The sequence below is a fragment of the Pseudomonas sp. SJZ077 genome, from assembly GCF_007993905.1.
GTDB classification, from domain to species: Bacteria; Pseudomonadota; Gammaproteobacteria; order Pseudomonadales; family Pseudomonadaceae; genus Aquipseudomonas; species Aquipseudomonas mandelii.
Genome location: NZ_VIUJ01000021.1, coordinates 36,689 through 60,795, shown reverse-complemented (window position 1 = coordinate 60,795; position 24,107 = coordinate 36,689). Strand labels below are relative to the sequence as shown.

Sequence of the window (24,107 nt, the reverse complement as noted above, 5' to 3'; positions counted from 1 at the left end):
CTTGCGACGTCATCGCCTCGGCGTCTGACTGCGCAAGTGCGTTCAACCGGCGGCATTAAACCTGTTGCGCGGCGCCGAGAAAAGTACCTTGGCTGCAATAAATCCGGCGAGTGCACCAAACAGATGGCCTTCGAAGGAAACACCCTGGCGAGGCAGGAAGCCAAAAATCAGACCGCCGTAGAGCAGGGCCACGGCGCCGGCTGTTATCAGGTTGCCCCAGCTCCTGTGGAACCAGGCGCGGGACAAGAGGTATGCCCACAGTCCGAACACCCAGCCGCTGGCGCCGATGTGTACGCCGGCAAAGCCGAACAGCCAGACCAGCGCGCCGCCCAGCAGAATAATGATCGCGCTGACCGCAATGAACCGGTTGAGTCCTTCGATGATGACCAGGGTACCCAGAATCAAAAAGGCAATCAGGTTCGCGCTCAGGTGCGCAAAAGAGGCGTGCAGGAAAGGCGAGGTGATGATGCCGAGCAGACCGTGCACGGTTCTCGGGATCAAACCGAAGGCCATGAGGCTGTAGCCGGTCGCGACGTTGAACAGTTGCAACGCGACCATGAAGAGCGCCAGGCCTGCGATTGTCTTGAAACCCTTCAGGGCATCCATCCTTGACCTCGACAGTTGAATGTCTGTCAGTTCAGCACATTCCATGTAGAAGCGAGCCTGCTCGCGAAGGGGGAGAGTCAGTCGACATCAATGTTTTCTGACAAACCGCAATCGCTAGCAGGCTAGCTCCCACAGGTTATGCGTTCGACTCGAGAGTCGGTTATTCGGCCGATTTTTGCTTCAGGCGCTCCAGGATCGCATTGGCGCTGCCTGCGTCCGGGGTGATGCCGGCATCGCGCAGTTTGCGTTCCAGGTCAGTGCCCGTCGACGCATCGGCCAATTGGTCCTGGGCTTCCAGTTCAGCGGCGCGTTGCTGCTGCTTGGCCTGCAAACGGTTCAGCGTACCGACGGCGGTTTCCAGCTTGCCGTTGGCGCCGCCACTGGCAATCGAAGCGCTGACCTGGGCTTTCTGTACGCTTTCGCGCGCCTTGGCCATGTCCACTTGCTGGCGCAGGCTTTTGATGCGGCTTTCAGCCTTGGTGATGTCTTTGCGCATGTTTTCAGCGTAACCACCAAACTCGGTGGCCTGCTTTTGCTCGACGTCCAGCTCGTTGGTCAGGGTCGAAATGGCTTCGGCCACTTCCAGGGCCAGGTCTTCACGGTTGGCCTGGATGGCGGCCAGAGCCTTGGATTCCAGGTCCTTGATCTTGGCGTTGTACTCGCTGACGCGGTCAGCCGACAGTTTGTGCTTGGCCATGATGGTGACGAGCTCACGCTTGGCGTTGGCCAGGGCGCTGTCCGCATCGCGAATTTCCTGATCGAGGATGCGCAGGGCCTGTTGGTCGACGATCGATTCGCCGACTTCGTTGGCACCGCCACGCAGCGCGGTGAACAATTTGCTCCAGATGGACTGAGTCATTGGATATTTCCTGTTCCCGAATAATTAATTGAAGAAACGTTCGAAGGCTTCGCTGGCGCGCTGGACGTTGTCGACCAGGGTTTTGACCTCGGTCACGATGTTCGTCAGGCTGGAGTCGGAGCTCAGAGCGCCGAACATGTTGTAGACAATCTGCCCGTTCGGCATGGACTCGATACCGATCGAGGACAGCGGGAACATCTCCCGGCTGCGCAGCACGGCGTCATTGAAGGCCGGTACGTCATTGATGGACTCGATGTCGACCAGAACGGTGTCGACGATGATCTGTTCGCCCACCACCGCGATGTAAATCGGCAAGCCACCGAAGTCGTTCATTTCCAGCTTGATGCTGGACTCGGAGCCTTGAACGAGAGAAAGCGTGATGTCGTTTGAAACCACTTCGTCCAGGGCTTGAAGGGCGCTGAAGAGGCGGTCGATGTTCCAGTTTGTACCTGCGCTCATGTAATTCTCCGACATGAATGAGCCAGCCAGAATCGGTTGGCGAAGCTGTTTCTCCATCTGCTTGAGCAGGCTTCGGTTTTCGGGAAGCACCCAAGTCTCGTGTTTCACATAACCGGCGGCACCCAGGCCCGCGCGCATCTGCTTCATGTAAAAGCTCGATGGTTTTTTCGCGGACGGTTTGGAGCGCTCTCCCTTGCGGCTTGCCGAATCGGTATCGGGCCCTGTGGGAGGACTCGATGGAGAGCTGCTTTTCATGGGGCTGACCTCGTTGTGAAAAACTCACGCGTGAGAAACACTACAGGCAATTTTTGCCACGCTCAATAGCTCACGCGTGAGATTTTTTGTCATACATTTTCCGCTCCATGAAAAAGGCCCGCAGCGCTAAAACGCGGCGGGCCCTTTTTTGGAATTTGATCAATACGTTATGTGGTTAGTGGTTAGCCGCCAGGAATTCATCAGTGGAAATCACGCTCGCATAGGCGAAACCCAGGGCCGACATGAACGCGGCGTGAACGTGGGAGGCGGGCACCGTAACGCCGTTGAATTCCAGATCGCGTGAGGCGCAGGCGTCGTGGATCACCGTGACGGTGTAGCCAAAGTCCGCGGCGGCGCGGGTGATGCCGTCCACACACATGTGGCTCATGCTGCCAATGACCACCAATTCCTTGATGCCTTGCTCGTCGAGGATCGATTTCAGTTCGGTTTCACGAAACGAGTTGACGAAGTGCTTGAGCACCACCGGCTCTTCGGCACGGTTCAGAACTTTGGGGTGCAGCTTCGCGCCTTCGGAACCCGGGGTGAAGAAGGGGGCTTCTTCGGAGGTGAATTCGTGGCGGATGTGCACCACCGAATCACCCGCGTCGCGAAACGCTTTGAGCAGACGGGCGGCGTTGTCGGCGGCAGCGTCGGCGCCGACCAGCGGCCACTTGCCTTGAGGGAAGTAGTCGTTTTGGATATCAACTACGATGAGTGCTTGCTTGGCCATGCCTGAGTCCTCGAGATGTGTGGGTTGGGTGTGGAAAGAAGTATTGTCTGTGGCAGGCCTTCCGAGGATTGGCCGCACCGACAATAGAAGGGGGAAAACTGACAATGGACGCAGAAAGGGCAATCGTCGAACTCGGCGTGCTGATTTATCCCGGCGCGCAGATGGCGGCGGTGCACGGGTTGACGGACCTGTTCGGGGTGGCGAACCGGATTGCCGCCGAGCATCAGGCTGCGCAATTGCCGCTGCTGCGGGTCAGCCATTGGCAAGTTGATGGCGAGCAGGCGCCCGAGCGGGTGTACGACAGTCATCCCGGGCCCGAGCGCGCCTTGGTGGCGGTGTTGATTCCGCCATCGATTGCCGGATTTTCCGAAGGTCAGGCACCGCAGGCGTTGATCCACTGGATGCGTCAGCAACACGCCCGGGGCGCGACCCTCGGCGGCGTCTGCGTGGGCTCGATTCTACTGGCGGAAAGCGGCTTGCTCGACGGTCGCAGCGCCACCACCCACTGGACCTCGGCCAAAACCTTCGCCGAGCGTTACCCGGCCATCAAGCTCAAGGCCGATACCCCTATCGTCGACGACGGCGACCTGATCACCACCGCCGGGTTGATGGCCTGGTCCGAGTTGGGATTGCGCCTGGTCGACCGCCTGCTCGGCCCGAGCATTGCCACCGGCACCGCGCGTTTTCTGGTGGTGGAACACAGCGACAGCGCGAGTGAGTGTGGCAGCAATTTTTCACCGATTCTCAGCCACGGCGATGCGGCGATTCTCAAGGTTCAGCACTGGCTGCAAAGCACCGGAGCCACCGATGTATCGCTGACGGCGATGGCCGAGCGGGCGGGGCTGGAAGAGCGCACGTTCCTGCGCCGTTTCCGCGCAGCGACCGGGTTGAAACCCACCGAGTACTGCCAGCATCTGCGGGTCGGCAAGGCTCGGGAAATGCTTGAATTCACCAACGGCACCATCGATCACATTGCGTGGACCGTGGGTTATCAAGACCCCAGTGCGTTTCGCGCGACCTTCAAGAAAATCACCGGGCTGGCGCCAAGTGATTACCGGGCGCGGTTTGGCGTGACGCCGGGTGCAGCTGTCGCGCGGTAGCCAGATCACCGCCAAGCCAAATGTGGGAGCGAGCCTGCTCGCGAAGGCGCAATGTCAGTGACTTAGATGCAGGCTGACCCACGCCGAATTCTCGAGCAGGCTCTCTCCCGCATTGGCTCAGTGCAAGGCTTGGTCGTGCAAAATGCAGGGGTAGAAAAACCCTTCGTGCAGAATAAAACAGGCTCAGTGCCATCACCTTCGCAGCAACTGCCTGATTAGAAACCCGTTTCTATCCAACCCTCAATGGCTTGATCTCTGCACCCCTTCAACTACATTCATCAAAAGCCGATTGAAGGGGGACGCATGACCCCAACAAACCGCAAGAAACTGGTAGTCGCCCACTCAGTCCGCCCCGAGGCGCCCCAGCACGAAGTCGACACCAATCACGCGCTGGCCCGTTGGCTGGCGCACATCCTGGGGCTCAAGTTCGGTGGCAGCTACGACCCCGGACTTCACAACGGTCGAGATCTTTATCTCTTGCCGACCCAGACCCTGGTCGGCGTCGCTGCCGCCCGGGCATTGGGCGTCACCGGGCCGGAGGATCTGTGGGGCGGTTATGTCGACCACGATTTCATCTGCACCAAAGCCATCAGCCACGGGTTGCGCAATAAACATGCGCACGCCCCGCAAGGCTGGTCTCCGTTGTTTTCTGAACGTGTGCGCAACGTCGTGCTCGATGGCCTCAGCGTGTTCTCGCTCGACGATGCGCGGCCGGCCGCAGAGCATTTGCTTTACACCGGCCCGATCCGCATCAAGCCGATTCATGCCTGCGCCGGACGTGGACAGGAAGTGATCAAAAGCCTCGACCAGTTCGACGAAGTTCTGGCTCGCCCTGATGCCAGGGCACTGTTCAGCGAAGGCGTGGTGCTTGAACAGGATCTCGACAACGTCGTCACCCACAGTGTTGGCCAGAGTTTTATCGGCGATAAGGTGCTGAGTTATTGCGGTGATCAATACTTGACCGAAGACGGTCAGGGCGAGCAGGTTTATGGAGGTTCCAATCTGCTGGTGGTGCAGGGGTATTACGAAGACCTGCTGAAACTGGACCTGCCTGACGATGTGCAACTGGCGATCCGGCAAGCGCAAGTGTTCGACAGCGCCGCGGACGAGGCCTATCCCGGTTTTTACGCCTCGCGCCGCAACTATGACATCGCCCAAGGCCTGGACAGCAGTGGCAAACAGCGCAGCGGCGTGCTCGAACAGTCCTGGCGCATGGGCGGTGCCAGCAGCGCCGAAGTGGCCGCGTTGCAGAGCTTCGTCAACAACCCGGGGATGCGCGCGATTCGCGTGTCTTCAGTCGAAACCTACATCGACCAACCGCTGCCGCCGGACGCCATTGAGGTGTATCGCGGGCCCGCGGAAAACAGTGACTTTCTTCTCAAGTACGTGACGGTCAAATCCTATGACGGCTAGAAGCGAAACCATTCAGATCGACATCGACGATGAACAGATGAGCGGGACCTTTCTGAGCCCCAAATCGAAAGTCCCCGGCGTGTTGTTTGTGCACGGTTGGGGCGGCAGCCAGGAGCGGGACCTGGAGCGGGCCAAAGGCATCGCCGGTCTGGGATGCGTGTGCCTGACGTTCGACTTGCGCGGGCACACCGGCGGCACCGGCATCCCGCTTACTCGCGTAACGCGCGAAGACAACCTGCGCGACCTGCTGGCGGCATACGACCGCTTGCTCGCCCACCCGGCGCTCGACACCTCCGCCATTGCGGTGGTCGGCACCAGTTATGGCGGTTATCTGGCCTCGATACTGACTTCATTGCGCCCGGTGCGCTGGCTGGCGCTGCGGGTGCCGGCGCTGTATCGCGACGATCAATGGCATACGCCCAAGCGTGAACTGGACAAGGCTGATTTGCGCGATTACCGCAACACGCTGGTACGCGCCGACGGCAATCGTGCGCTGCATGCGTGCTCGCAATTCACCGGGGATGTGCTGCTCGTGGAGTCCGAGACCGACGACTATGTGCCTCACGCGACGATCATGAGCTACCGCGCTGCGTGCCAGCAGACGCATTCGCTGACACACCGGATCATTGACGGCGCCGACCACGCGTTGAGCGAGCCGGTGTCGCAACAGGCCTACACCTCGATCCTGGTGGACTGGATTACCGAGATGGTCGTGGGTGAGCGGTTGAGCATTATTCAGTCGAAATGAGTGGTGGGTTTGCGGACGCTTTCGAAGGCTTGCCCGCGAAAGCGTCATCCGCCTCCCCAACAATCTCAGGAAGGTTTCTTGGCAATCCGCAGCGACTTCGCTTTGGCCTCCACCACCAGATACATCACCACCGTAATCAGCAACGGCAAGATGAAATAGATCGCCCGATAAGCCAGTAACCCCGCCACCAGGCTCCCCCGCGACGCTTCATGTTGCAGCAGTGCCACAAACACCGCCTCCAACACACCCAACCCGGCCGGAATGTGCGTGATCACCCCGGCAATCGCACTGATCAGCAACACGCCCAGCACCAATGGGTAATCCAGCTTGCTCGGCAGCAACGTGAAGATCACCGCCGCCATCAGCGACCAGTTCAGCGCTCCGAGGGCCAGTTGCAGCATCGCCATGCGCAAGGACGGCAGGTTGATTTCCACCCCGCGTATCGCCCATTCCCGACGTTTGGAGAACTGGCACGCCGCCAGATATCCCGCGCTCACCAGGAGTAACAACACGCCCACAACTTGCAAGGCACCGCTGCTCAACTTCCAGCCCGGCGGCATACTGACCAGTCCGCTGCTGAACACGGCGCCCGCAATCACCATGTAGCCGAACCAGTTGGTCGCCAGGCTCAGCCCGAGGATTTTCGCGATGTTGCTTTTGCTCACCCCTAGCCGCGAATACAGGCGATAACGCATGGCAACCCCGCCGACCCACGCGCTCAGGTTCAGGTTGAAGGCATAGCTGATGATCCCCACCGGCAGGATCTGCTTCCAGGTCAGATCCTGGCGGATGTAGGTGCGGCCGATCAGATCAAAACAGGCATACACCAGAAAACTCACCAGCGTCAGGCCGGACGCAATGATCAGCGTGCGCACCTTGAAATTGGCCAGGGTGTGGAATACTTCGTCCCATTCGATGCGCTGGGCAAGCATCGTCAACAGCACGATCAGCGCCAGGAAAAACAGCATCGTCAGCGGTTTTTTCCAGCGGCTCCAGCGCGTCTTCTTTTCCGGGACAGGTGTTGTGCTGCCGTCTTGAGGTGCCGAGTGCGCTTCAACGCGGTTCATGGTGGTCACTCCCGGCCGGATGGGTGAAGGGTTTCAGGCGTGGTTTATGCGCAGGCAGCCAACCGGCCCATGCCGGGAAGTGACGCAGGAAGTGAAACACCAGAAAGCCGACGGTCATGTGCCAGATCCTTCCGCGCGGCGACGTGTCCGCTGACATGGCTTTGCAGTGGTTATTGCTCAGCACCTCAAGCCGTTCGAACAGATCTTGGTTGAAGGCTCGGTCGCGGATCAACACGTTGGCTTCCAGGTTCATCGACAGGCTTAACGGGTCGAGATTGCTTGAGCCGACGGTGCTCCAGTCCTCATCCACCAGCGCGACTTTGCCGTGCAGCGGGCGTTCGCAATATTCGAAGATCTGCACGCCCGACTTGAGCAAATAGTCGTAGGTCATGCGCGCAGCCAGTTTGGCCACCATCATGTCCGGTTGCCCCTGCAGAATCAGGCGCACGTCGACGCCCCGGCGCGCAGCGTTGCGGATTTCGCGCAGCAAGCGATAGCCCGGAAAGAAATAGGCGTTGGCGATCACGACCCGGCGCTGGGCGCTTCGCAGCACCTGAAGGTAAACCTCTTCGATATCCGTCCGGTGGTCACCGTTGTCGCGGTACACCAGGCGAACCTGGCCGTCGTGGTCGCTGAAGGCCAGTTCCGAGCGTCGCTGCCGGCGGCGTTGCCACCAGTATTTGGCGCGGGCCGGGCGGCCACATTGCAGCAGCGCGAAGTGATGGATATCGGCCACCGCCGGGCCTTGCACTTCAACCGAGTAATCCTGCTTGGCCTCGGGGCCGAAATCGGCCAGATGGTCGGCGGAAAAGTTGATCCCGCCGATGAACGCGATCGTGCCGTCCACCACCACGATCTTGCGGTGCAGACGTCGGAACCAGTTGGTGCGGATCCCCAGAAGCTTGGGCGCCGGATCGAATATTTGCAGGCGAACGCCGGCCTCGCTCAACGTTGCGAGATAGCCGTTGCTCAACTCGCCACAGCCAAACCCGTCGAGGCTGACGGTGACCCGTACACCGCGTTGCGCGGCTTCGACCAGCACTTGCTGCAGCTCGTTGCCGACCTTGTCCTCGAACACAATGAAGGTTTCCAGGAGTATTTCAGTCTTGGCCTGGCGCATGGCCTCAAACACACGCGGGAAATAGGCTTCGCCGTTTTCCAGCATTTCCACGAGGTTGTTGCCCTGCCAGCCGTATTCGACGTCGACCACGCCGGGCTCACGCACCGGCGGGGTAGTCGGCACGTGTTCAACGGTGGCTTTTTCCATCGGGGCGCTGCTCATAGCTCGATCTCCACCGACAGCGGTGCGTGGTCGGAAAGGTGTGACCAGGGACGTGCCGCCAGCACTTGCGGACGGCTGGCCTTGAGGTTGCGCACATAGATGCGGTCCAGGCGTAGCGCTGGGAGTCGCGCTGGAAAACTGCGCGCCGGTTTACCGAGATGCTCGGCAAATACCTCGCGCAGGCCGCAGGGCTTGAGCAACGCATCGGCACGCTGGCGCCAATCGTTGAAGTCGCCGGCGACAATCACCGGGGCGTCGACCGGAAGGTCTTCGAGGCGTCGCGCCAGTAACTTCAGTTGTTCCGTGCGGTGGCTCTCACGCAGCCCCAGATGCACGCAGATGGCGTGCACTTCCCGGCCATCGCCCGGCAGGCGCAGCACGCAATGCAGGATACCGCGGTTCTCATGGCCGCTGATCGAGACGTCGAGGTTGTCATGGCGAATGATCTGGAACTTCGACAGCAGTGCATTACCGTGATCACCCGCCGGGTAGACCGCGTTGCGGCCATAGGCAAATTGTGGCCACAGGGTGTCGGCGAGGAATTCGTACTGCGGCATCGTCGGCCAGTTGTCGTACCGCTGCGGATGGTCCTCGTGGGTGCCGTGGACTTCCTGCAAAAACACCACATCGGCAGACACACTGCGCACCGCTTCGCGCAATTCCGGCAGGATGAAACGCCGATTGAGCGCGGTGAACCCCTTGTGGGTGTTGACCGTCAGTACGGTGAAACGGCGCACGGCGGTGATGACGGGTTGCTGTTCGTCGGTACTGCCGACCGGTTCGGAAATACTCATGACAGCACTCCTTCGGCGACCGGTTCACCGGGACGGGTGGCGAGGTCTTTGTCGAGGTGGAAGTGCTCAAGCAAACGCCGCGCATCGAAAGGCGCGCGGACTTTGATGTCGTTGTCGAAATAGCAGAACACTTCCCGGGACTTGCGTGCTTTCGGCTTTTGCCCAGGTGCAATCAGCTGCGGATCGGCCGGTTGCTGGCCATGGTTCCAGGCGTCGATCCGTTCGCCCCAGCGTTCCAGCGCCTCAGGGGTGTAGCCGCTGGCATAGAGTTCTTCGGCACCGTGCAGGCGCAGATAGACGAAATCACTGGTGACGTCTTCGCGGTACGGCCATTTCCCAGCGGTATCGGCGATAACCAAGGCCACGTTGTAGCGCTTGAGCAGGCGCACGAACGCTGGATCAATGAAACTCTCGTTCCTGATTTCAACGGCGTGGCGCAGGGGCTTTTTTTTGTACGCCTTCATGCTGGCGGGGCCGTGCAGGTGCGAATCGTGCTGGCGGGCAAGGGCGGCTGCTTGCTGGGTGTCGTGGGGTAATTGCTTAAGGAAGCTTTCGAACAACTCGACATCGAATTTGAAGTTGGGCGGAAACTGCCAGAGGATCGGGCCGAGTTTCTCTTTCAGCTCCAGGATCCCGGAGGCAAAGAAATTCGCCAGCGGTGTATGAATGTCCCGCAGACGCTTGATGTGGGTGATGAAACGTGGGGCTTTGACGCTGAACACGAAGTCCGCCGGGGTTTCGGCGTACCACTGGGCATAACGCTCAGGCCGTTGCAGGGCGTAAAACGATCCATTGATTTCGATGCTGTTGACCGCCCGGGACGCAAATTGCAATTCACGCTTCTGGGTCAGCCCCTTCGGGTAGAAACCTCCCCGCCAGGGTGTGTAGCGCCAGCCTGAAATGCCAATGTGAATCGCCGCCATATCGCCTCCCGTCTAATGGTCCTCGGTTGCCTCTGTCTTTTGATGACCGTGGGGCAACCGAGAAAGTTTCGACGGGGCTACGGACGGTGTGCGTTCCGGAAAACCATACCGACCTTTTGTGGGGTTAGTGTCCGGCGACGATGCGGGTCGTGCTTTCGGCGTAGACCGGGCCGAGTCGGTCAAGACGTCCACTCCACGCTGTCAGCGCCAAGGCCGCCAACACCACCAGCCCGCCAATCCAGGCGGTATGGATCAGGCCCATGTGAGCCACGATCAAGCCGCCACCCCACGCGCCACCGGCAATGCCAAGGTTGAAGGCCGCGATGTTCAGCCCCGACGCCACGTCCACCGCATGCGGGGTGTGATGTTCGGCTTGACGCACCACATAGACTTGCAGCCCCGGCACGTTACCGAACGCGACTGCGCCCCAGACCAGCACGGTAGCCAGCGCCAGCCATGGGTTGCCAGCGGTAAAGGTCAACACGAACAGCACCGCCGCGAGCAAGGCGAAGATGATTTTCAGGGCGCTGATCGGGCCTCGCTTGTCCGCCAGTTTGCCGCCCCAGATGTTGCCGACCGCCACCGAGATACCGTAGACCAGCAACACCAGGCTGACCGTGCTGGCGCTGAAGCCGGAGATGTCCTGGAGAATCGGCGCCAGGAAGGTAAAAGCGATGAACGAGCCGCCGTAACCGACCGCGGTCATGGCGTACACCAGCAGCAGACGTGGCTGCTTGAGCACCTGCAATTGCTGCAACAGCGAAGCCGGTTTGCTGTGGGCGATGTTTTTCGGCACGTAGAGCAGGCTGCCGATAAAGGCGATCACGCCCAAGGCGGACACGGCGAGGAAGGTTTCACGCCAGCCGAAATGCTGACCGATGAAGGTTCCCAGCGGTACGCCGGTGACCAGCGCCACGGTCAGGCCGGTGAACATGATAGCGATCGCACTGGCGGCTTTTTCCTTTGGCACCAGGCTGGTGGCGATGGTCGAGCCAATCGAGAAAAACACCCCGTGGGCGAGGCCGGTGACGATCCGCGCCAGGATCAGCGATTCGTAGCTGGGGGCTTTCCAGGCCAGCAGGTTGCCAAGGGTGAACAGCACCATCAGCGACAACAGCAGCAATTTGCGCGGGACTTTGCCGGTGAGGGCGGTCAGCACCGGGGCGCCAATGGCGACGCCCAGGGCGTAGAGACTGACCAGCAGGCCGGCGGACGGCAGGCTGACGCCGAGGTCGGCGCCGATGGTGGGTAACAGGCCAACGATGACGAACTCGGTCGTCCCGATGGCGAAGGCGCTGAGGGTCAGCGCGAGCAAGGCAATGGGCATGACTGCAACTCCGGTGGGTTTGATTGATGGAGCGCAGTGTCGGGGTTTGGGTTGTGCGGAAAAATAGAGGGGTGGGCATTTGATATTTGCGTGCAGGTCAAATATCTCGCGGGCAAATGAAACCCTGTGGCGAGGGAGCTTGCTCCCGCTCGGCTGCGCAGCAGTCGCAAATGCCATATCGCACGCTGTATCTGAGGAGCCAGGTTTGCAGGTTTTTGGGGGGCGCTTCGCACCCCAGCGGGAGCAAGCTCCCTCGCCACAGGGGAACTTGCTGGCTGTTATCTCGCGGGCAAAACCGAACTTGCCCGCCATTTCCCGATCGGTTCCTTACAGACCCTTCCCAAGGAGCTTCCCGTTTTGCTCAAGTTCAAGACCGCGATACTGCTGGGGGCGTTGCTGTTTCTGGGCAGCAACGAGTTGGAAGCCGTCACGCTGCCGGGTGTTCCCGCCGCCGCCGAGGAGCCTGCTACGCCTGAACCGTTGGTCCAGGGCGGCCTGCTCGGGGCCATCAGCTCCAGCATCGACGACGTTCAGGACAAGCTCGACCTCAACGAAGACCTGGTTGATGCCTGGCGCCTGCGGGCGGACCGGGCGGCGAATGAGGTGGATAAACTGGTCAATCGACCTTCTAACCGTTCCGGCTGGAGCGTGATTGGCGACTTCCTGATGTTGTCCGGCGTCTGGCTCGGCAGCTTTGCCTTGCTCACCGTGCTCGGCGGGATACTCGCCAAACGCTTGAGTCAGGGCCGCTTTCTGCGAACCCGCCAGCGCAGTCAGGACCTGCTCAATTATGTGTTGCCTTACACGCTACCGGCCCTGATCTGCCTGCCTTTGACCCTTTACGTCAGCCATTTCCTGCCTGCCTCGGTGGGCCGTGCGCTGGCGCTGTGTTTCGCCTACGCCACCAGCAGCGGCATTTTTTCGACCTCGATGCTGCTCTGCGTGATTGTCATGTTCAACACCGGCCACAAGCGCACGGCAGTGCAGATCATCCGCGATTTCTGCCCACGACCGCTGTTCCTGATCGGTTTCCTTGCCGCGCTCAGCGATGCGCTGACCAGCCCGCAGATCGCCCGGCAACTGGGCGGCAACATCACCAGCAGCGCTGCCGTGCTCACCGGTTTTTTCGTCTCGATCATCTTCGGCTTATTGGTGATTCGATTGAGGCGCCCGGTGGCGCATCTGATCCGTAACCGGCCCTTGGCCCAGCGCCTCAAACAGCCGTCGCTGCAAGAATCCCTGCGGATCTTTTCCGGGCTCTGGTACTGGCCGATCCTGCTGATGGTGATGGTCTCGGCGATCAACCTGCTCGGCGTCGGCGATGACAATCAGAAGGCGCTGCGCTGTGCGTTGTTCACCACTATCCTGCTGATCGCCACGGTGTTTCTCAGCACGATTTTCCAGCACATGTTCAAGTCGCGCCAGGTTGAAGCGATCCAGCGCAGCAGCGCTTACAAGGAGCGTTTTCTCAGTCTGCTGCATGCGCTGCTACGAATCATCATGGCCGTGGCTTTCATCGAAATCCTTGGGCGGATCTGGGGCGTGTCGCTGTTCGAATTCGCCGAGCAAAACAAGGTAGGGCGGGCGGTCAGTGATTCGCTGAGCAGCATGGGGCTGATCTTTCTGGTGACTTGGTTGCTGTGGGTGGTGCTCGATACGGCGATCCAGGAAGCGCTGAAACCGCCGGTCAACAAACGCACGACGCAGCCGAGTACGCGGGTCAAAACCATTCTGCCGCTGCTGCGCAACGCGATCAAAATCATCCTGGTGGTGATCTGCGCAATTACCACCATGGCCAACCTTGGGATCAACGTTGCGCCGTTGCTGGCGGGTGCCGGGGTGGTCGGCCTGGCCATCGGTTTTGGTTCGCAGCAATTGGTGCAGGACGTGATCACCGGGTTGTTCATCATCATCGAAGACACACTGTCGATCGGCGACTGGGTGGTGCTCGACTCCGGCCATGCCGGGACGGTCGAAGGCCTGACCATCCGCACCTTGCGCCTGCGGGACGGCAAGGGTTTCGTGCACTCGGTGCCGTTCGGGCAGATCAAGGCCGTGACCAACCAATCGCGGCAGTTTGCCTATGCGTTTTTCTCGGTGCAGTTCACCTACGACACCGATGTCGACAAAGCGATCGAACTGATCCGTGAGGCGGGGGATTCGATCCGAGAGGACGCGTTTCTCAAGTACAACCTGCAAGGGCCGCTGGATGTGTTTGGCGTCGACAAAATGGACCTCAACGGCGTGGTGCTGACCGCGCAGTTCCGCACGGTGTCGGGTGGGCAATATGCGGTGAGCCGGGCATTTAACCAACGGTTGAAGAAGCTTGTGGATAACAGCCCGTGCGTGCATTTCGCGCAGACTTATCCACAGCAGGTTTTGATGCCGAGGCAGGCGATGGCCGGGCAGGAAGACGACGGGCCGGCGCCGGAGAATTCGCCGGTGTTGTTACCGGATCAGCCGCGTACTCAATAACACCGCAAACCTTGTAGGAGTGAGGCTTGCCCGCGAAGGGCGTACCGCGGTGTATCAGTAGAACCGTGTCTTCGTTCTTCGCGGGCAAGCCTCGCTCCTACAGGGGATTGTGGCGGATCAGCTTGCTGTGTAATTCAGCAGCCGATTGCTGATCCAGCTCGACCCAGAAAACCTGCTTGCCAGCAATCTCGGCCGCCGCCGGCAACCCATCTCGATACACCAGCCGATTACTCGCCAACGCCGGCACCTTCGCTCCGGGCAGTAACGTCCCGGCAAGGTTCAGCGGATCAACCCCGCACACCGCGATCAAACTCCCGTCATGCGGCCGGCGCCGGACTTCGCGCAGCAATGGAATGGCCTCAGGCAACGCAAATTGCTCGCCAGCCAAACCGCTGACAAACCGCCCACCGCGAATCTCCCCCCTAGCCTCCAGCCGATGGAACGTGCGCAGCAATTCCCGCCAACTCGGCAACCAATCCGCTTCCCGTTCCAGCAAGCGCCAGAACACCACGCCGTAGCGTCTCAGCAACGTCATGGCGATGTGTTCCAGGGTGTCGCTCGGCGTCGGCGTCGGGCGTTTGTTATCCACCACCGGCACGGCGGGACCGCGTCGCAGCAAGGCCCAGCGCCCGGCATCGTCCATCCCGCCGACAAACGCTCCACGCCCACGTCGGCTGCTGCGGTTCTGTCGCTTGCTGGCCGGGGTGATCAGCGCTCGCAGGCCGGCGAAACTGTCGGCGTTCACCAGTCCGGCGCCGACCAGTTCCTGCAAGGCGATTTCCAGCTCGGTGCGCAGCAGGTGCGCCTCGTGAATCAGCTCATCGAAAAACAACGCGCCATGTTGGCTGAGTGCTTCGTAGACCTTTTGCGTCTTGGGCGACAGTTCGCTGACCGGGGTCTGCTCGGTCAGGCTGCTCCACAACCCGACCTGGCTGCGCGGTAGCAGCAGAATCGGTGTACTGCGCAACGCCGTACCGGCCGTCTTGTTGCGCGCGGTCAGGCGGGTCCAGACCAGCTTGCCGCTGCGGCACAGGTCGTCCAGCCAACTTGCCGAATAGCCTTTGATCCGCATCGGCAGAATGTCGCTGTCCCAGGCTGAAGCGGCAGCGGGATAGCCTTCGAACTGCGCGACGATGGCCGGCAGCACCGCGTTGCCCTGGCCTTGCGTCGCGGCGGACAAGTGCTGCCAGTCGAACAGAAAGCGCATGAAATCCTGCAACGCCACCGGCTCGATTTCCCGCCGCAGACGCTTGACCGTGTAGCGGTGAATCCGCGCCAGCAGGTGCCGCTCACACCATTCGTCCTCAGTGGCGCCAGGGGTGAATTGACCACGCAGCACATAACCTTCGCGCTCCAGTTGCGCCAGCGCTTGGGTGACTTCAATGGCCGGCAATCCCAAAGGTTCGGCAATCGCTTGCAACGGCAGTGGGCCAAACGCACTGAGCCGCGCGCGAATCACTTCCAGCACGGCTTCGTCCGTTTCCCAGGCCTCATCGAATCCCGGTAGCGCCTCCAGCGGAGGCAGCAAATCTGCCTGTGGATAAATCGCCCGCAGGCAGGTCAGACGCTCCAACGCCAACCACAGCGATTGCCCGGCATTGAGCTGCAAACGGCTGGTGCGACCGCTTGCAGCGAGGACGTTGAGCCAGTCGAGCCAATGCGCATTGGCCTGTGCCTCGGCATCGGTGATGCACGCCAGGCTCATCAAGGCTTCGTGCATTTCATCGACGCCCGTCGGGGCTGGCCAGGCTTCGTCGCGCACCGCTTGAATCGCTTCGGCATCCAGCGCACCGAGGTCGTCGGTGGACTGCGGGTCGGTCCAGCGCCGGTTGAGCACCGCTTGGGTGCGGCGTTCTTCCAGCGGCGCATCGTCGAGAAAGGTATAGGGGCGGGCGCTGAGGATTTCTGCTGCCAGCGGCGAGGGCGCCGGCAAATCGCGGCTGATCAGTCGGACGTCGCCGCTTTCCATACGCCGCAAGAGTGCCAGCCAGCCTTCGCTGTCCATGGCCTCGTGCAGGCAATCGTCGAGGGTTTGCTCCACCAGCGGATGCTCGGGCACTTCGCGTTCACCGGCGAGGTTTTCCACGCAGGCAATCTGATCGGGAAACACGCTGGCGATCAGGTCTTCGCTTTTCATGCGCTGGATCTGCGGCGCGACTTTGCGCCCTCCGGTGTAACGCGGCAACGCCAGGGCAACCCCGGCGTTCCAGCGCCAGCGCACGCCGAACAGCGGCGCATCGAGTATCGCCTGGATCAGCAGGTGCTCGGCGGTGTTGCTGTGAACGTAGCGCCAAACGTCGTCGAGTTCGAAGCTGTGGCTGGTGGACAGCGACAGCACGATTGCGTCTTCGCTGGCGGCGGCCTGCAATTCGAAGTTGAAGGTGCGGCAGAACCGCTTGCGCAAGGCCAGGCCCCAGGCGCGGTTGATGCGACTGCCGAACGGCGAGTGGATGATCAATTGTGTGCCGCCGGATTCGTCGAAAAACCGTTCCATCAGCAGCGTGTCTTGTGAGGGCAGGGCGCCCAATGTCAGGCGTGCGCGGGCCAGGTAATCCACCAGTTGCTCGGCGCTGGCGAGGTTCAGGCCGAGGGTGTCGGTCAGCCAGTCGATGGCCGGTTGCAAGTCGCCCGGTGTGGCGCCGAGCAGGTCATCGAGCTGCGCTTGCAGGCGCGCGACGGCGAATGACAATTCAGCGCTGCGTCCCGGTGCTTCCCCAAGCCAGAACGGAATGGTCGGCGGCTGGCCCTGAGCATCTTCGACCCGGACCTTGCCGGTTTCGACGCGCAGGATCCGGTACGACGTATTGCCCAACTGGAAGATATCCCCGGCGATGCTTTCCACGGCAAAGTCTTCGTTGACGCTGCCGATGTTCAGCCCCTGAGGCTCCAGCAGCACGCCGTAATCGGCGTTGTCCGGAATCGTTCCGCCGCTGGTCACCGCCGTCAGTTTGCTGCCCCGACGACCGCGCAACGTGCGGGTCACGGCGTCGCGGTGCAGGTAGGCGCTGCGAATCCCCTGGCGACCGTTGTAGCCCTCGGCGAGCATATTCAGCAGCGCCTGGTAATGCTTTTCGTCGAGGTCGGCGTAGGGCGAGGCTTTGCGGAACATCTCCAGTAAGGCCTGCTCCTGCCATTCCTGGCAGCTGACTTCGGCGATGATCTGCTGCGCCAAGACATCCAGCGGCGCCTTGGGAATCTGCAGGGTGTCGAGTTCGCCACGGCGCACGCAGTCGAGCAGGGCGGCGCATTCGATCAAGTCATCGCGGGTGGTGGCGAACAAACGGCCCTTGGGCGTGCCGCCGACCTGGTGCCCGGAGCGGCCGACCCGTTGCAGAAAACCGGCAATCGAGCGCGGCGAGGCGATCTGGCACACCAGGTCGACGTCGCCTATGTCGATCCCCAGTTCCAGCGAGGCCGTGGCGATCAGCACTTGCAGCTCGCCGCGCTTGAGCCGCTGTTCCGCGTCGAGGCGAAACTCCTTGGCCAGGCTGCCATGGTGCGCGGCGACGGCCTCCTTGCCGAGGCGTTCGCTCAAGTGCCGGCTCAGGCGCTCGGCCAGGCGTCGGGTGTTGACGAAAATCAGCGTGGTGCGGTGTTCGCGGGCAAGGGCGGCGAGGCGGTCGTAGACCCGTTCCCAGACATCGTTGGCCATCACTGCCGAGAGCGGCACTGGCGGCACTTCGATGTCCAGATCCCGTGGGCGGGCGTGGCCGATGTCGATGATTTCGCACTCGCGGTCACGGCCCACAAGGAAGCGCGAGACCGCTTCGATGGGTTTTTGCGTGGCAGACAGGCCTATCCGCATCAGCGGGACCGCGCACAGCGCCTGCAGTCGTTCGAGGCTCAAGGCCAGATGGCTGCCGCGTTTGCTGGCGGCGATGGCGTGGATTTCGTCGACGATCACCGTGCGCGTGGTGCCGAGCATCTGCCGGCCGGAATCGGAACCAAGCAGCACGTAGAGGGACTCCGGGGTGGTCACCAGAATGTGCGGTGCCGTTCGGCGCATGGCCGAGCGGTCTTTTTGCGGCGTATCGCCGGTGCGCACGGCGGTGTTGATCTGCAATTCGGGCAGACCCATGACGCGCAATTGCTCGGTGATGCCGGCCAGCGGGTTTTGCAGGTTGATCTGGATGTCGTTGGACAGGGCTTTGAGCGGTGAGACGTAGACCACCAGGGTTTCGTCGGGCAACCCGCCTTCATTTTCCAGGCCGCGATGGACCAGGTCGTCGATGACCGCGAGGAAGGCCGTGAGGGTTTTGCCGGACCCGGTGGGCGCGGCGATCAGGGTCGAGCGGTGCTGGCGGATCAACGGCCACGCCCGGGCCTGGGCGGCGGTGACCGTCGGGAAGGTATTGCTGAACCAGGCGCTGACGGCGGGGTGGAAGCCTGCCAGGGCCGCGTCCGTGGGGATGGGCAGATTCATTGGGTAATTTATGCGGGTGGGGGACTGAAGATGCAAGTACCGCTCAAGACCTTCATTGTTTCCAATGGCCTCATCGCGAGCAGGCTCGCTCCCACATTGGATTTGTGTGCGCCGCAGCCCCCTGTGGGAGCGAGCCTGCTCGCGATGGGGTCGGGACAGGCACCACAAATCCCGGGGATCTACACTTTACGGATGACGGTTGCGCACTAAACCCGCAAAATGCAACGATTCCGGCAACTATCAACGACATCGCCCACGGGCGCTGTCGATAAAGCCATCGTTCCAATCAGACTGGGCCTGCTGACTCTATGCGAATGCGCCTTATGTTACTGGGCGGCGGAAATGCCCTTGGGCAGGCGCTGATTCGCCTCGGTGCGGAGGAAGACATCGGTTTCCTCGCCCCCCGCCCACCGCAAGACGGCTGGGATGCCGCGAGCCTGACGCAACTGCTCGACGACACCCGCCCGGACGCGTTGATCAATCTCGCCTACTACTTCGACTGGTTTCAGGCGGAGACGGTTAGCGAACAGCGCCTGGCTGGGCAGGAGCGGGCGATCGAGCGTCTGGCCGAACTGTGCCAGCACCACAACATCGTGCTGCTGCAACCGTCGAGCTATCGCGTGTTCGATGGCTCCCGGGCGACCGCCTACAGCGAAAAAGACGAACCGGTGCCATTGGGCTTGCGCGGTCAGGCCTTGTGGCGGATCGAACAAAGCGTGCGCGCTACCTGCCCGCAACACGTGCTGTTGCGTTTCGGCTGGCTGCTCGATGACAGCCCCGACGGCACTCTCGGGCGCTTCCTCGGTCGCGCCGAACAGCCTGAAGAATTGCTGATGGCCGACGACCGCCGGGGCAACCCGACTCCGGTCGACGACGCGGCGCGGGTGATCATTTCGGTACTCAAGCAGCTCGATTGTGCAGCGCCGCTGTGGGGCACCTATCATTACGCCGGGCATGAGGCGACCACGCCGCTGGCGCTGGGGCAGGCGATCCTGACCGAAGCCCGCAGCCTGCATCCGCTGGCCATCGAAGCGCCGACCGCCCAGGCTCACGCCGCGCGCCCGGACGCCGCCGAAGAGCCGCAACACGCGGTGCTGGCCTGCAAGAAAATACTGCACACTTTCGGAATCAAGCCCCGCGCCTGGCGCGCGGCACTCCCGGGCTTACTGGATAGGTTCTATCGCCATGGCTGACGGCCCTGTTTTAATCACCGGCGGCGCCGGTTTCATCGGCTCGCACCTGACCGATGCCTTGCTTGCCAAAGGCCATTCGGTGCGAATTCTTGATGACTTGTCCACCGGCAAACGCAGCAACCTGCCGCTGGACAATCCCAAGGTCGAACTCGTTGTGGGTGACGTCGCCGATGCTGCGCTGGTGGCCCAGGCCATGCTCGGTTGCAGCGCCGTGGCGCATCTGGCCGCGGTGGCGTCAGTGCAGGCCTCGGTGGACGATCCGGTGAAGACTCACCGCAGCAATTTCATCGGCTCGCTGAATGTCTGCGAAGCCATGCGTCAGGCTGGCGTCAAGCGAGTGCTGTACGCCTCCAGCGCGGCGGTCTACGGCAACAATGGCGAAGGCGAGTCGATCGATGAAGACACGCCCAAGGCGCCATTGACACCGTATGCGTCGGACAAACTGGCCAGCGAGTATTACTTCGATTTCTACCGTCGCCAGCATGGTCTGGAGCCGGTGATTTTCCGCTTCTTCAACATTTTCGGCCCGCGTCAGGATCCATCCTCGCCGTATTCCGGCGTGATCAGTATTTTCAGCGAGCGCGCGCAGAAAGGCCTGCCGATCACCGTGTTTGGCGATGGCGAGCAGACACGCGATTTCGTCTACGTTGAAGATTTGGTGGATTTGTTGGTGCAAGCCATCGAGCAACCGCAGGTCGAAGTCGGCGCGGTCAATGTTGGCTGGAACCAGGCAACTTCTCTCAAGCAAATGCTTGAGGCGCTGGAGGTGGTGGTCGGTCAATTGCCCCCGGTGAGTTACGGCCCGGCACGTTCCGGTGACATCCGCCACTCGCGAGCGAACAATCGGCGGTTGCTGGAGCGGTTTACCTACCCTGAGCAGACGCCGATGAATGTTGGCTTGGCGCGGTTGTTGGGACGATAGATCGTTCCCATCACGGAGCGTGGGAACGATCATGAAAAAGGCGCCTTTCGAGGCGCCTTTTTTGTGTGTGTGGGTTTAGAACTTATAACCCAGGCCAACCATGTAAATGAACGGGTCGACGTCCACATCGACCTTGGCACGAGTACCCGGCGCCACGGCGTTGTTTTCCACGGTCGCCGTGGTGTCGATGTCGATGTAGCGCACCTGGGCGTTGAGCATGATGTTGTCGGTGATCATGTAGTCAGCACCAACCTGAAACGCCATGCCCCAAGAGTTATCCGCCTTGAAATTGCTGAAGCCGTTGGCTTGTGCTTCGCTGCCGACGTGCTCGTCGTAGATCCAGGTGTAGTTGATGCCGGCGCCGACATATGGCTGGAATACAGACTTCGCGTCCAGCGGGTAGTACACAACGCTCAGGGTTGGCGGCAGGTGTTTCAGGGTGCCGAGTTTGCCGTTGGCTGCGCCCAGGGCGGTGCCTTTGATCTTCACGTCATGCTCGAATGGCGAGGCGGCGAGCAGTTCGATCCCCCAGTGGCTGTCGATCATGTAAGCGAAGTTCAGACCCAGTTGCGTGTCGCTGCTCATGGTCGCCTTGCCACCCAGGTCGGCGCCGGCCAGAGGGCCTTGATCGACCTTGACGCTGGAGCTGTCTGCTTTCGGGTTGACGGTGATTGCACCGGCACGAACCAGGATGTCACCGGCTTCGTGGGCGTAAGCGAGCGGGGCTGCGAGCGCGACGGCAAACAGCGAAGCGCTGAGCAAGGACTTGTGCATAGGAGCTCCAAAGGACGTTAAAAATATTCGATGTCCAATGGTACGGAGGCGTCTGATACGGTCTTTTGACTCAGCTCAATGAAACAGTGATGGCCTTGTTTTTGTGGTGCGGCAGATGGCCTCATCGCGAGCAGGCTCGCTCCCACAGAGATTTGGTGATCCCCTGTGGTAGCAAGCCTGCTCGCGATAGCTATCGATCAAGCAATACAGAATCGCCGGATTCACTCCGGCAATTCATACACGTAAATCTTGTCCGCCTCCATCTGATACCCCGCGTCCGCCAACTCGCTGGTTGACGCTTTGACCTGCAACGCGCCCTCGATCCAGTACGGCTGATACAGCTCATCCAGCTTCACGCCCACTTCGCTTTTCACGTGCACGATCTGGTTCGACGGCGGTGGCGGCACATGGATGCAGGCGCCGAAATACGGCACCAGCAAAAACTCCGTGGTGCGACCCTCCTCGCTCACTTCCAGCGGCACGATGTAACCCGGCAAGCGAATGTTCTGCCCGTCGAGGTTTTTCACCACAGGTGCATTGGGCATGTCTTGTCTGGCGGCGGGCGCCGATTCCAGCGCGCTGCTCATCTGCGACAGGTCGTGCAGCGGTGTCATGTTCGGCACTTCCGGTGCGGCGTCCGGCGGGATCATTTCCGACCAGGTCAGCTCTTTCGGCTCGGCCGCCCACAGCGGCAGGGCGACCAGCATCAACAGCGCAAGCAGAGCGCGGGGCATCATTAACGTCCTCATAGTCGGATCGACAGGCCATCGGCCAGGGATTGGCGATACGCGCGCCACGCCGGCACGCTGCCCATCAGCAACGCGGCGATCAGGATGCCACCGAGCAGCGTCCATTCATACTCGCTGGGCCAGGCGAGTGGCAGGTACAAACCGTAATTGGCTTGCACATAGCCTTGGGCGAGGGCGATGCCCACATACAAAAGACCCAGCCCGGCCATTACGCCGGCCAGCGCCAAGGCAAACGCCTCCAGCACCAGCAACGTCGCAATGTGCCAGGGCCGGGCGCCGACCGAGCGCAGAATCGCCATCTCGCGCCGTCGTTCGTTGAGGCTGGTGAGAATCGCTGTGAGCATGCCGATCAAACCGGTCAGCACCACAAACAGCGACACCACGAACAAGGCTTTTTCCGCCGTACTCATCAAACTCCACAGCTCTTGCAGCGCCACACCGGGCAGGATCGCCAACATCGGCTCGCCACGGAATTCGTTGATCTCGCGCTGCACGGCGAACGTCGAAATCTTGCTGTTGAGGCCGAGCATGAAGGCGGTGATCGCTTGTGGCGTCAGGTCCATGTTGCGTGCCTGATCGGCGCTGATCCGGCCTTTGCCCTGGGCCGGCACGCCGTTGTGCCAGTCGACGTGAATCGCTTCCATGCCGCCGAGGCTGATGTGCAGCGTGCGGTCCACCGGGGTGCCGGTGCGTTTGAGAATGCCGACTACGGTGAACGGTTTGTCGTCGTGCTTGACCAGGCTGATCACTGCCACGCCGTGGGCCAGAACCAGTTTGTCGCCGAGTTTGTAATGCAGCGCATCGGCCACTTCGGCGCCGAGCACCACTTCGAACGGATCGCTGGCGAAGGCGCGGCCATCGGCCACTTCGAGGTGCTGTTGATGGCCGTATTGGTAGTGCTCGAAGTACGCCTCGGTGGTGCCCATCACGCGATAACCGCGATGGGAATCGCCGAGGGACATCGGGATCGCCCACTTCACTTTCGGGTTGTTGGCGAAGTGTTCGAAGCTGTCCCAACGAATGTTGTTGGTGGCGTTGCCGATGCGGAACACCGAGTACAGCAACAGGTTCACCGAACCGGAACGCGCGCCGACGATCAGGTCGGTGCCGCTGATGGTGCTGGCGAAACTGGCCTTGGCTTCGGTGCGCACCCGTTCCACGGCCAACAGCAGGCAGACCGACAGGGCAATGGCGAACGCGGTGAGGATCGCGGTAAAGCGGCGGTTAGCCAGGCTGGCCAGGGCTAGACGAAACAAATACATCTCAGACCTCGAACGGGGTGGCGGCGCGATTGAGTTCGGCCAGCGACAGATGGCGATCGAACAGCGGCGCGAGGCTTTGATCGTGGCTGACAAACAACAGGCTCGAGCCGGCTTCACGGCATTCGGCGAACAGCAGGCGAATGAAGTTTTCGCGAGCGTCGTAATCCAGGGCCGAGGTCGGTTCGTCGGCGATCACCAGCTCCGGCTGACCAATCAACGCGCGCGCGGCAGCGACCCGTTGCTGCTGGCCGATGGACAGCGAATCGGCGCGGCGGCTGAGGAGGCTTTCATCCTTCAGGCCCAAGTGAGCCAGCAAAGTGGCGGCGGCCTGGTCGACGCTGCCGTGGCGCTGTTTCGCCCGCTCGGCGCGCAGTTTGGAAAAGTGGCAGGGCAACTCGACGTTCTCGCGCACCGAGAGAAACGGCAGCAGGTTGAACTGCTGGAAGATATAGCCGGTGTGATCGACGCGAAAGCGGTCACGCGCGCCGGCGCCGAGTTCGGTCAGCTCCTGGCCCAGCAGGCGGATGCTGCCGCGATCGGGTTTCTGAACGCCCCCAAGCAGGCCAAGCAGGGTGGTCTTGCCACTACCGCTGGGGCCTTTGAGGAACAGGGTTTCGCCGGGCTCCAGGCGAAACGCCGGGATGTCCAGCAGCGGCGGGTGACCGGGCCAGCTGAAGCCCAGGTCGGACAGTTCGATGAGTGCTTGGGTCATAGCGCCGATTTCATGGGTTTTGGGTACTTGTCTC

Annotated in this window: 20 protein-coding genes; 6 read left to right on the top strand and 14 right to left on the bottom strand. The window is 61.3% G+C overall.

Translation table 11 applies throughout. The features are described from left to right. Window positions 1–42 precede the first annotated feature (42 nt). The 4 genes from FBY01_RS25580 to FBY01_RS25565 form a co-directional block, all read right to left on the bottom strand. Window positions 43–606: a rhomboid family intramembrane serine protease gene (locus FBY01_RS25580; RefSeq protein ID WP_145310026.1), complete on the bottom strand. Its 564-nt coding sequence runs from the start codon at window positions 604–606 to the stop codon at window positions 43–45. Between the two features lie 160 nt (window positions 607–766). Beyond that, entirely contained in the window at window positions 767–1,465 is a 699-nt protein-coding gene (locus FBY01_RS25575; protein WP_010467296.1) for a PspA/IM30 family protein, read from the bottom strand. A gap of 24 nt (window positions 1,466–1,489) precedes the next feature. Beyond that, window positions 1,490–2,071 (bottom strand): YjfI family protein, encoded by a 582-nt coding sequence (locus FBY01_RS25570; RefSeq protein WP_010467297.1) that lies wholly within the window; start codon window positions 2,069–2,071, stop codon window positions 1,490–1,492. A 283-nt stretch (window positions 2,072–2,354) separates the two neighbouring features. Next, a complete protein-coding gene (locus tag FBY01_RS25565) occupies window positions 2,355–2,909 on the bottom strand; it encodes a cysteine hydrolase family protein (RefSeq protein WP_145310024.1) in 555 nt (184 codons plus the stop codon). Between the two features lie 104 nt (window positions 2,910–3,013). Between FBY01_RS25565 and FBY01_RS25560 the strand changes: the two genes are divergently transcribed. The 3 genes from FBY01_RS25560 to FBY01_RS25550 all read left to right on the top strand — a co-directional run bounded on the left by FBY01_RS25560 (window position 3,014) and on the right by FBY01_RS25550 (window position 6,170). After that, complete coding sequence (locus tag FBY01_RS25560; RefSeq protein ID WP_145310022.1) at window positions 3,014–4,009, top strand: GlxA family transcriptional regulator; 996 nt, start codon at window positions 3,014–3,016, stop codon at window positions 4,007–4,009. Window positions 4,010–4,312: 303 nt separating this feature from the next. Next, entirely contained in the window at window positions 4,313–5,422 is a 1,110-nt protein-coding gene (locus FBY01_RS25555) for a DUF3182 family protein (protein ID WP_010467300.1), read from the top strand. Next, window positions 5,412–6,170 (top strand): S9 family peptidase, encoded by a 759-nt coding sequence (locus FBY01_RS25550; protein ID WP_145310020.1) that lies wholly within the window; start codon window positions 5,412–5,414, stop codon window positions 6,168–6,170. Before FBY01_RS25555 ends, FBY01_RS25550 begins: the two co-directional genes overlap by 11 nt. A 65-nt stretch (window positions 6,171–6,235) precedes the next feature. Here FBY01_RS25550 and FBY01_RS25545 read toward each other — a convergent pair whose 3' ends face one another. The 5 genes from FBY01_RS25545 to FBY01_RS25525 all read right to left on the bottom strand — a co-directional run bounded on the left by FBY01_RS25545 (window position 6,236) and on the right by FBY01_RS25525 (window position 11,563). After that, the gene (locus FBY01_RS25545; RefSeq protein WP_145310018.1) at window positions 6,236–7,237 is read right to left on the bottom strand and encodes a lysylphosphatidylglycerol synthase domain-containing protein; all 1,002 of its coding nucleotides are present in this window, start codon (window positions 7,235–7,237) and stop codon (window positions 6,236–6,238) included. Then, a complete protein-coding gene (gene clsB / locus FBY01_RS25540; protein WP_083375656.1) occupies window positions 7,224–8,519 on the bottom strand; it encodes a cardiolipin synthase ClsB in 1,296 nt (431 codons plus the stop codon). The genes FBY01_RS25545 and clsB overlap by 14 nt, the downstream gene beginning before the upstream one ends. Next, window positions 8,516–9,313 (bottom strand): endonuclease/exonuclease/phosphatase family protein, encoded by a 798-nt coding sequence (locus FBY01_RS25535; protein WP_145310016.1) that lies wholly within the window; start codon window positions 9,311–9,313, stop codon window positions 8,516–8,518. Before FBY01_RS25535 ends, clsB begins: the two co-directional genes overlap by 4 nt. Then, window positions 9,310–10,236 carry a DUF72 domain-containing protein gene (locus FBY01_RS25530; protein ID WP_010467306.1) on the bottom strand — a complete coding sequence of 309 codons (927 nt, stop codon included), beginning with the start codon at window positions 10,234–10,236 and terminating at the stop codon, window positions 9,310–9,312. The genes FBY01_RS25535 and FBY01_RS25530 overlap by 4 nt, the downstream gene beginning before the upstream one ends. A gap of 124 nt (window positions 10,237–10,360) precedes the next feature. Further along, the gene (locus tag FBY01_RS25525; protein ID WP_145310013.1) at window positions 10,361–11,563 is read right to left on the bottom strand and encodes an MFS transporter; all 1,203 of its coding nucleotides are present in this window, start codon (window positions 11,561–11,563) and stop codon (window positions 10,361–10,363) included. A 357-nt stretch (window positions 11,564–11,920) separates the two neighbouring features. On the opposite strand from FBY01_RS25525, the gene FBY01_RS25520 reads away from it, so the two are divergent. Further along, window positions 11,921–14,038 (top strand): mechanosensitive ion channel domain-containing protein, encoded by a 2,118-nt coding sequence (locus tag FBY01_RS25520; RefSeq protein ID WP_145310011.1) that lies wholly within the window; start codon window positions 11,921–11,923, stop codon window positions 14,036–14,038. A 97-nt stretch (window positions 14,039–14,135) separates the two neighbouring features. On the opposite strand, the gene FBY01_RS25515 is transcribed toward FBY01_RS25520, so the two are convergent. Further along, window positions 14,136–18,461 carry a DEAD/DEAH box helicase gene (locus tag FBY01_RS25515; RefSeq protein WP_145310009.1) on the bottom strand — a complete coding sequence of 1,442 codons (4,326 nt, stop codon included), beginning with the start codon at window positions 18,459–18,461 and terminating at the stop codon, window positions 14,136–14,138. A 308-nt stretch (window positions 18,462–18,769) separates the two neighbouring features. On the opposite strand from FBY01_RS25515, the gene FBY01_RS25510 reads away from it, so the two are divergent. Both FBY01_RS25510 and FBY01_RS25505 read left to right on the top strand, forming a co-directional pair. Continuing rightward, window positions 18,770–19,654 carry a sugar nucleotide-binding protein gene (locus FBY01_RS25510; RefSeq protein ID WP_010467310.1) on the top strand — a complete coding sequence of 295 codons (885 nt, stop codon included), beginning with the start codon at window positions 18,770–18,772 and terminating at the stop codon, window positions 19,652–19,654. Further along, window positions 19,647–20,576 (top strand): NAD-dependent epimerase/dehydratase family protein, encoded by a 930-nt coding sequence (locus FBY01_RS25505; protein WP_010467311.1) that lies wholly within the window; start codon window positions 19,647–19,649, stop codon window positions 20,574–20,576. The genes FBY01_RS25510 and FBY01_RS25505 overlap by 8 nt, the downstream gene beginning before the upstream one ends. 75 nt (window positions 20,577–20,651) lie before the next feature. Here the strand turns inward: FBY01_RS25505 and FBY01_RS25500 are convergent, their stop codons facing one another. From FBY01_RS25500 to FBY01_RS25485, 4 genes are all read right to left on the bottom strand, one after another. Further along, window positions 20,652–21,350 carry an OmpW family protein gene (locus tag FBY01_RS25500; protein ID WP_010467312.1) on the bottom strand — a complete coding sequence of 233 codons (699 nt, stop codon included), beginning with the start codon at window positions 21,348–21,350 and terminating at the stop codon, window positions 20,652–20,654. Between the two features lie 221 nt (window positions 21,351–21,571). Continuing rightward, the gene (locus FBY01_RS25495) at window positions 21,572–22,084 is read right to left on the bottom strand and encodes a DUF3299 domain-containing protein (RefSeq protein ID WP_042932995.1); all 513 of its coding nucleotides are present in this window, start codon (window positions 22,082–22,084) and stop codon (window positions 21,572–21,574) included. An 11-nt stretch (window positions 22,085–22,095) separates the two neighbouring features. Then, entirely contained in the window at window positions 22,096–23,361 is a 1,266-nt protein-coding gene (locus tag FBY01_RS25490) for an ABC transporter permease (RefSeq protein ID WP_102593808.1), read from the bottom strand. A gap of 1 nt (window position 23,362) precedes the next feature. Further along, window positions 23,363–24,073, bottom strand: a complete 711-nt coding sequence (locus FBY01_RS25485; protein ID WP_010467315.1) for an ABC transporter ATP-binding protein — start codon at window positions 24,071–24,073, stop codon at window positions 23,363–23,365. Window positions 24,074–24,107: the final 34 nt, after the last annotated feature.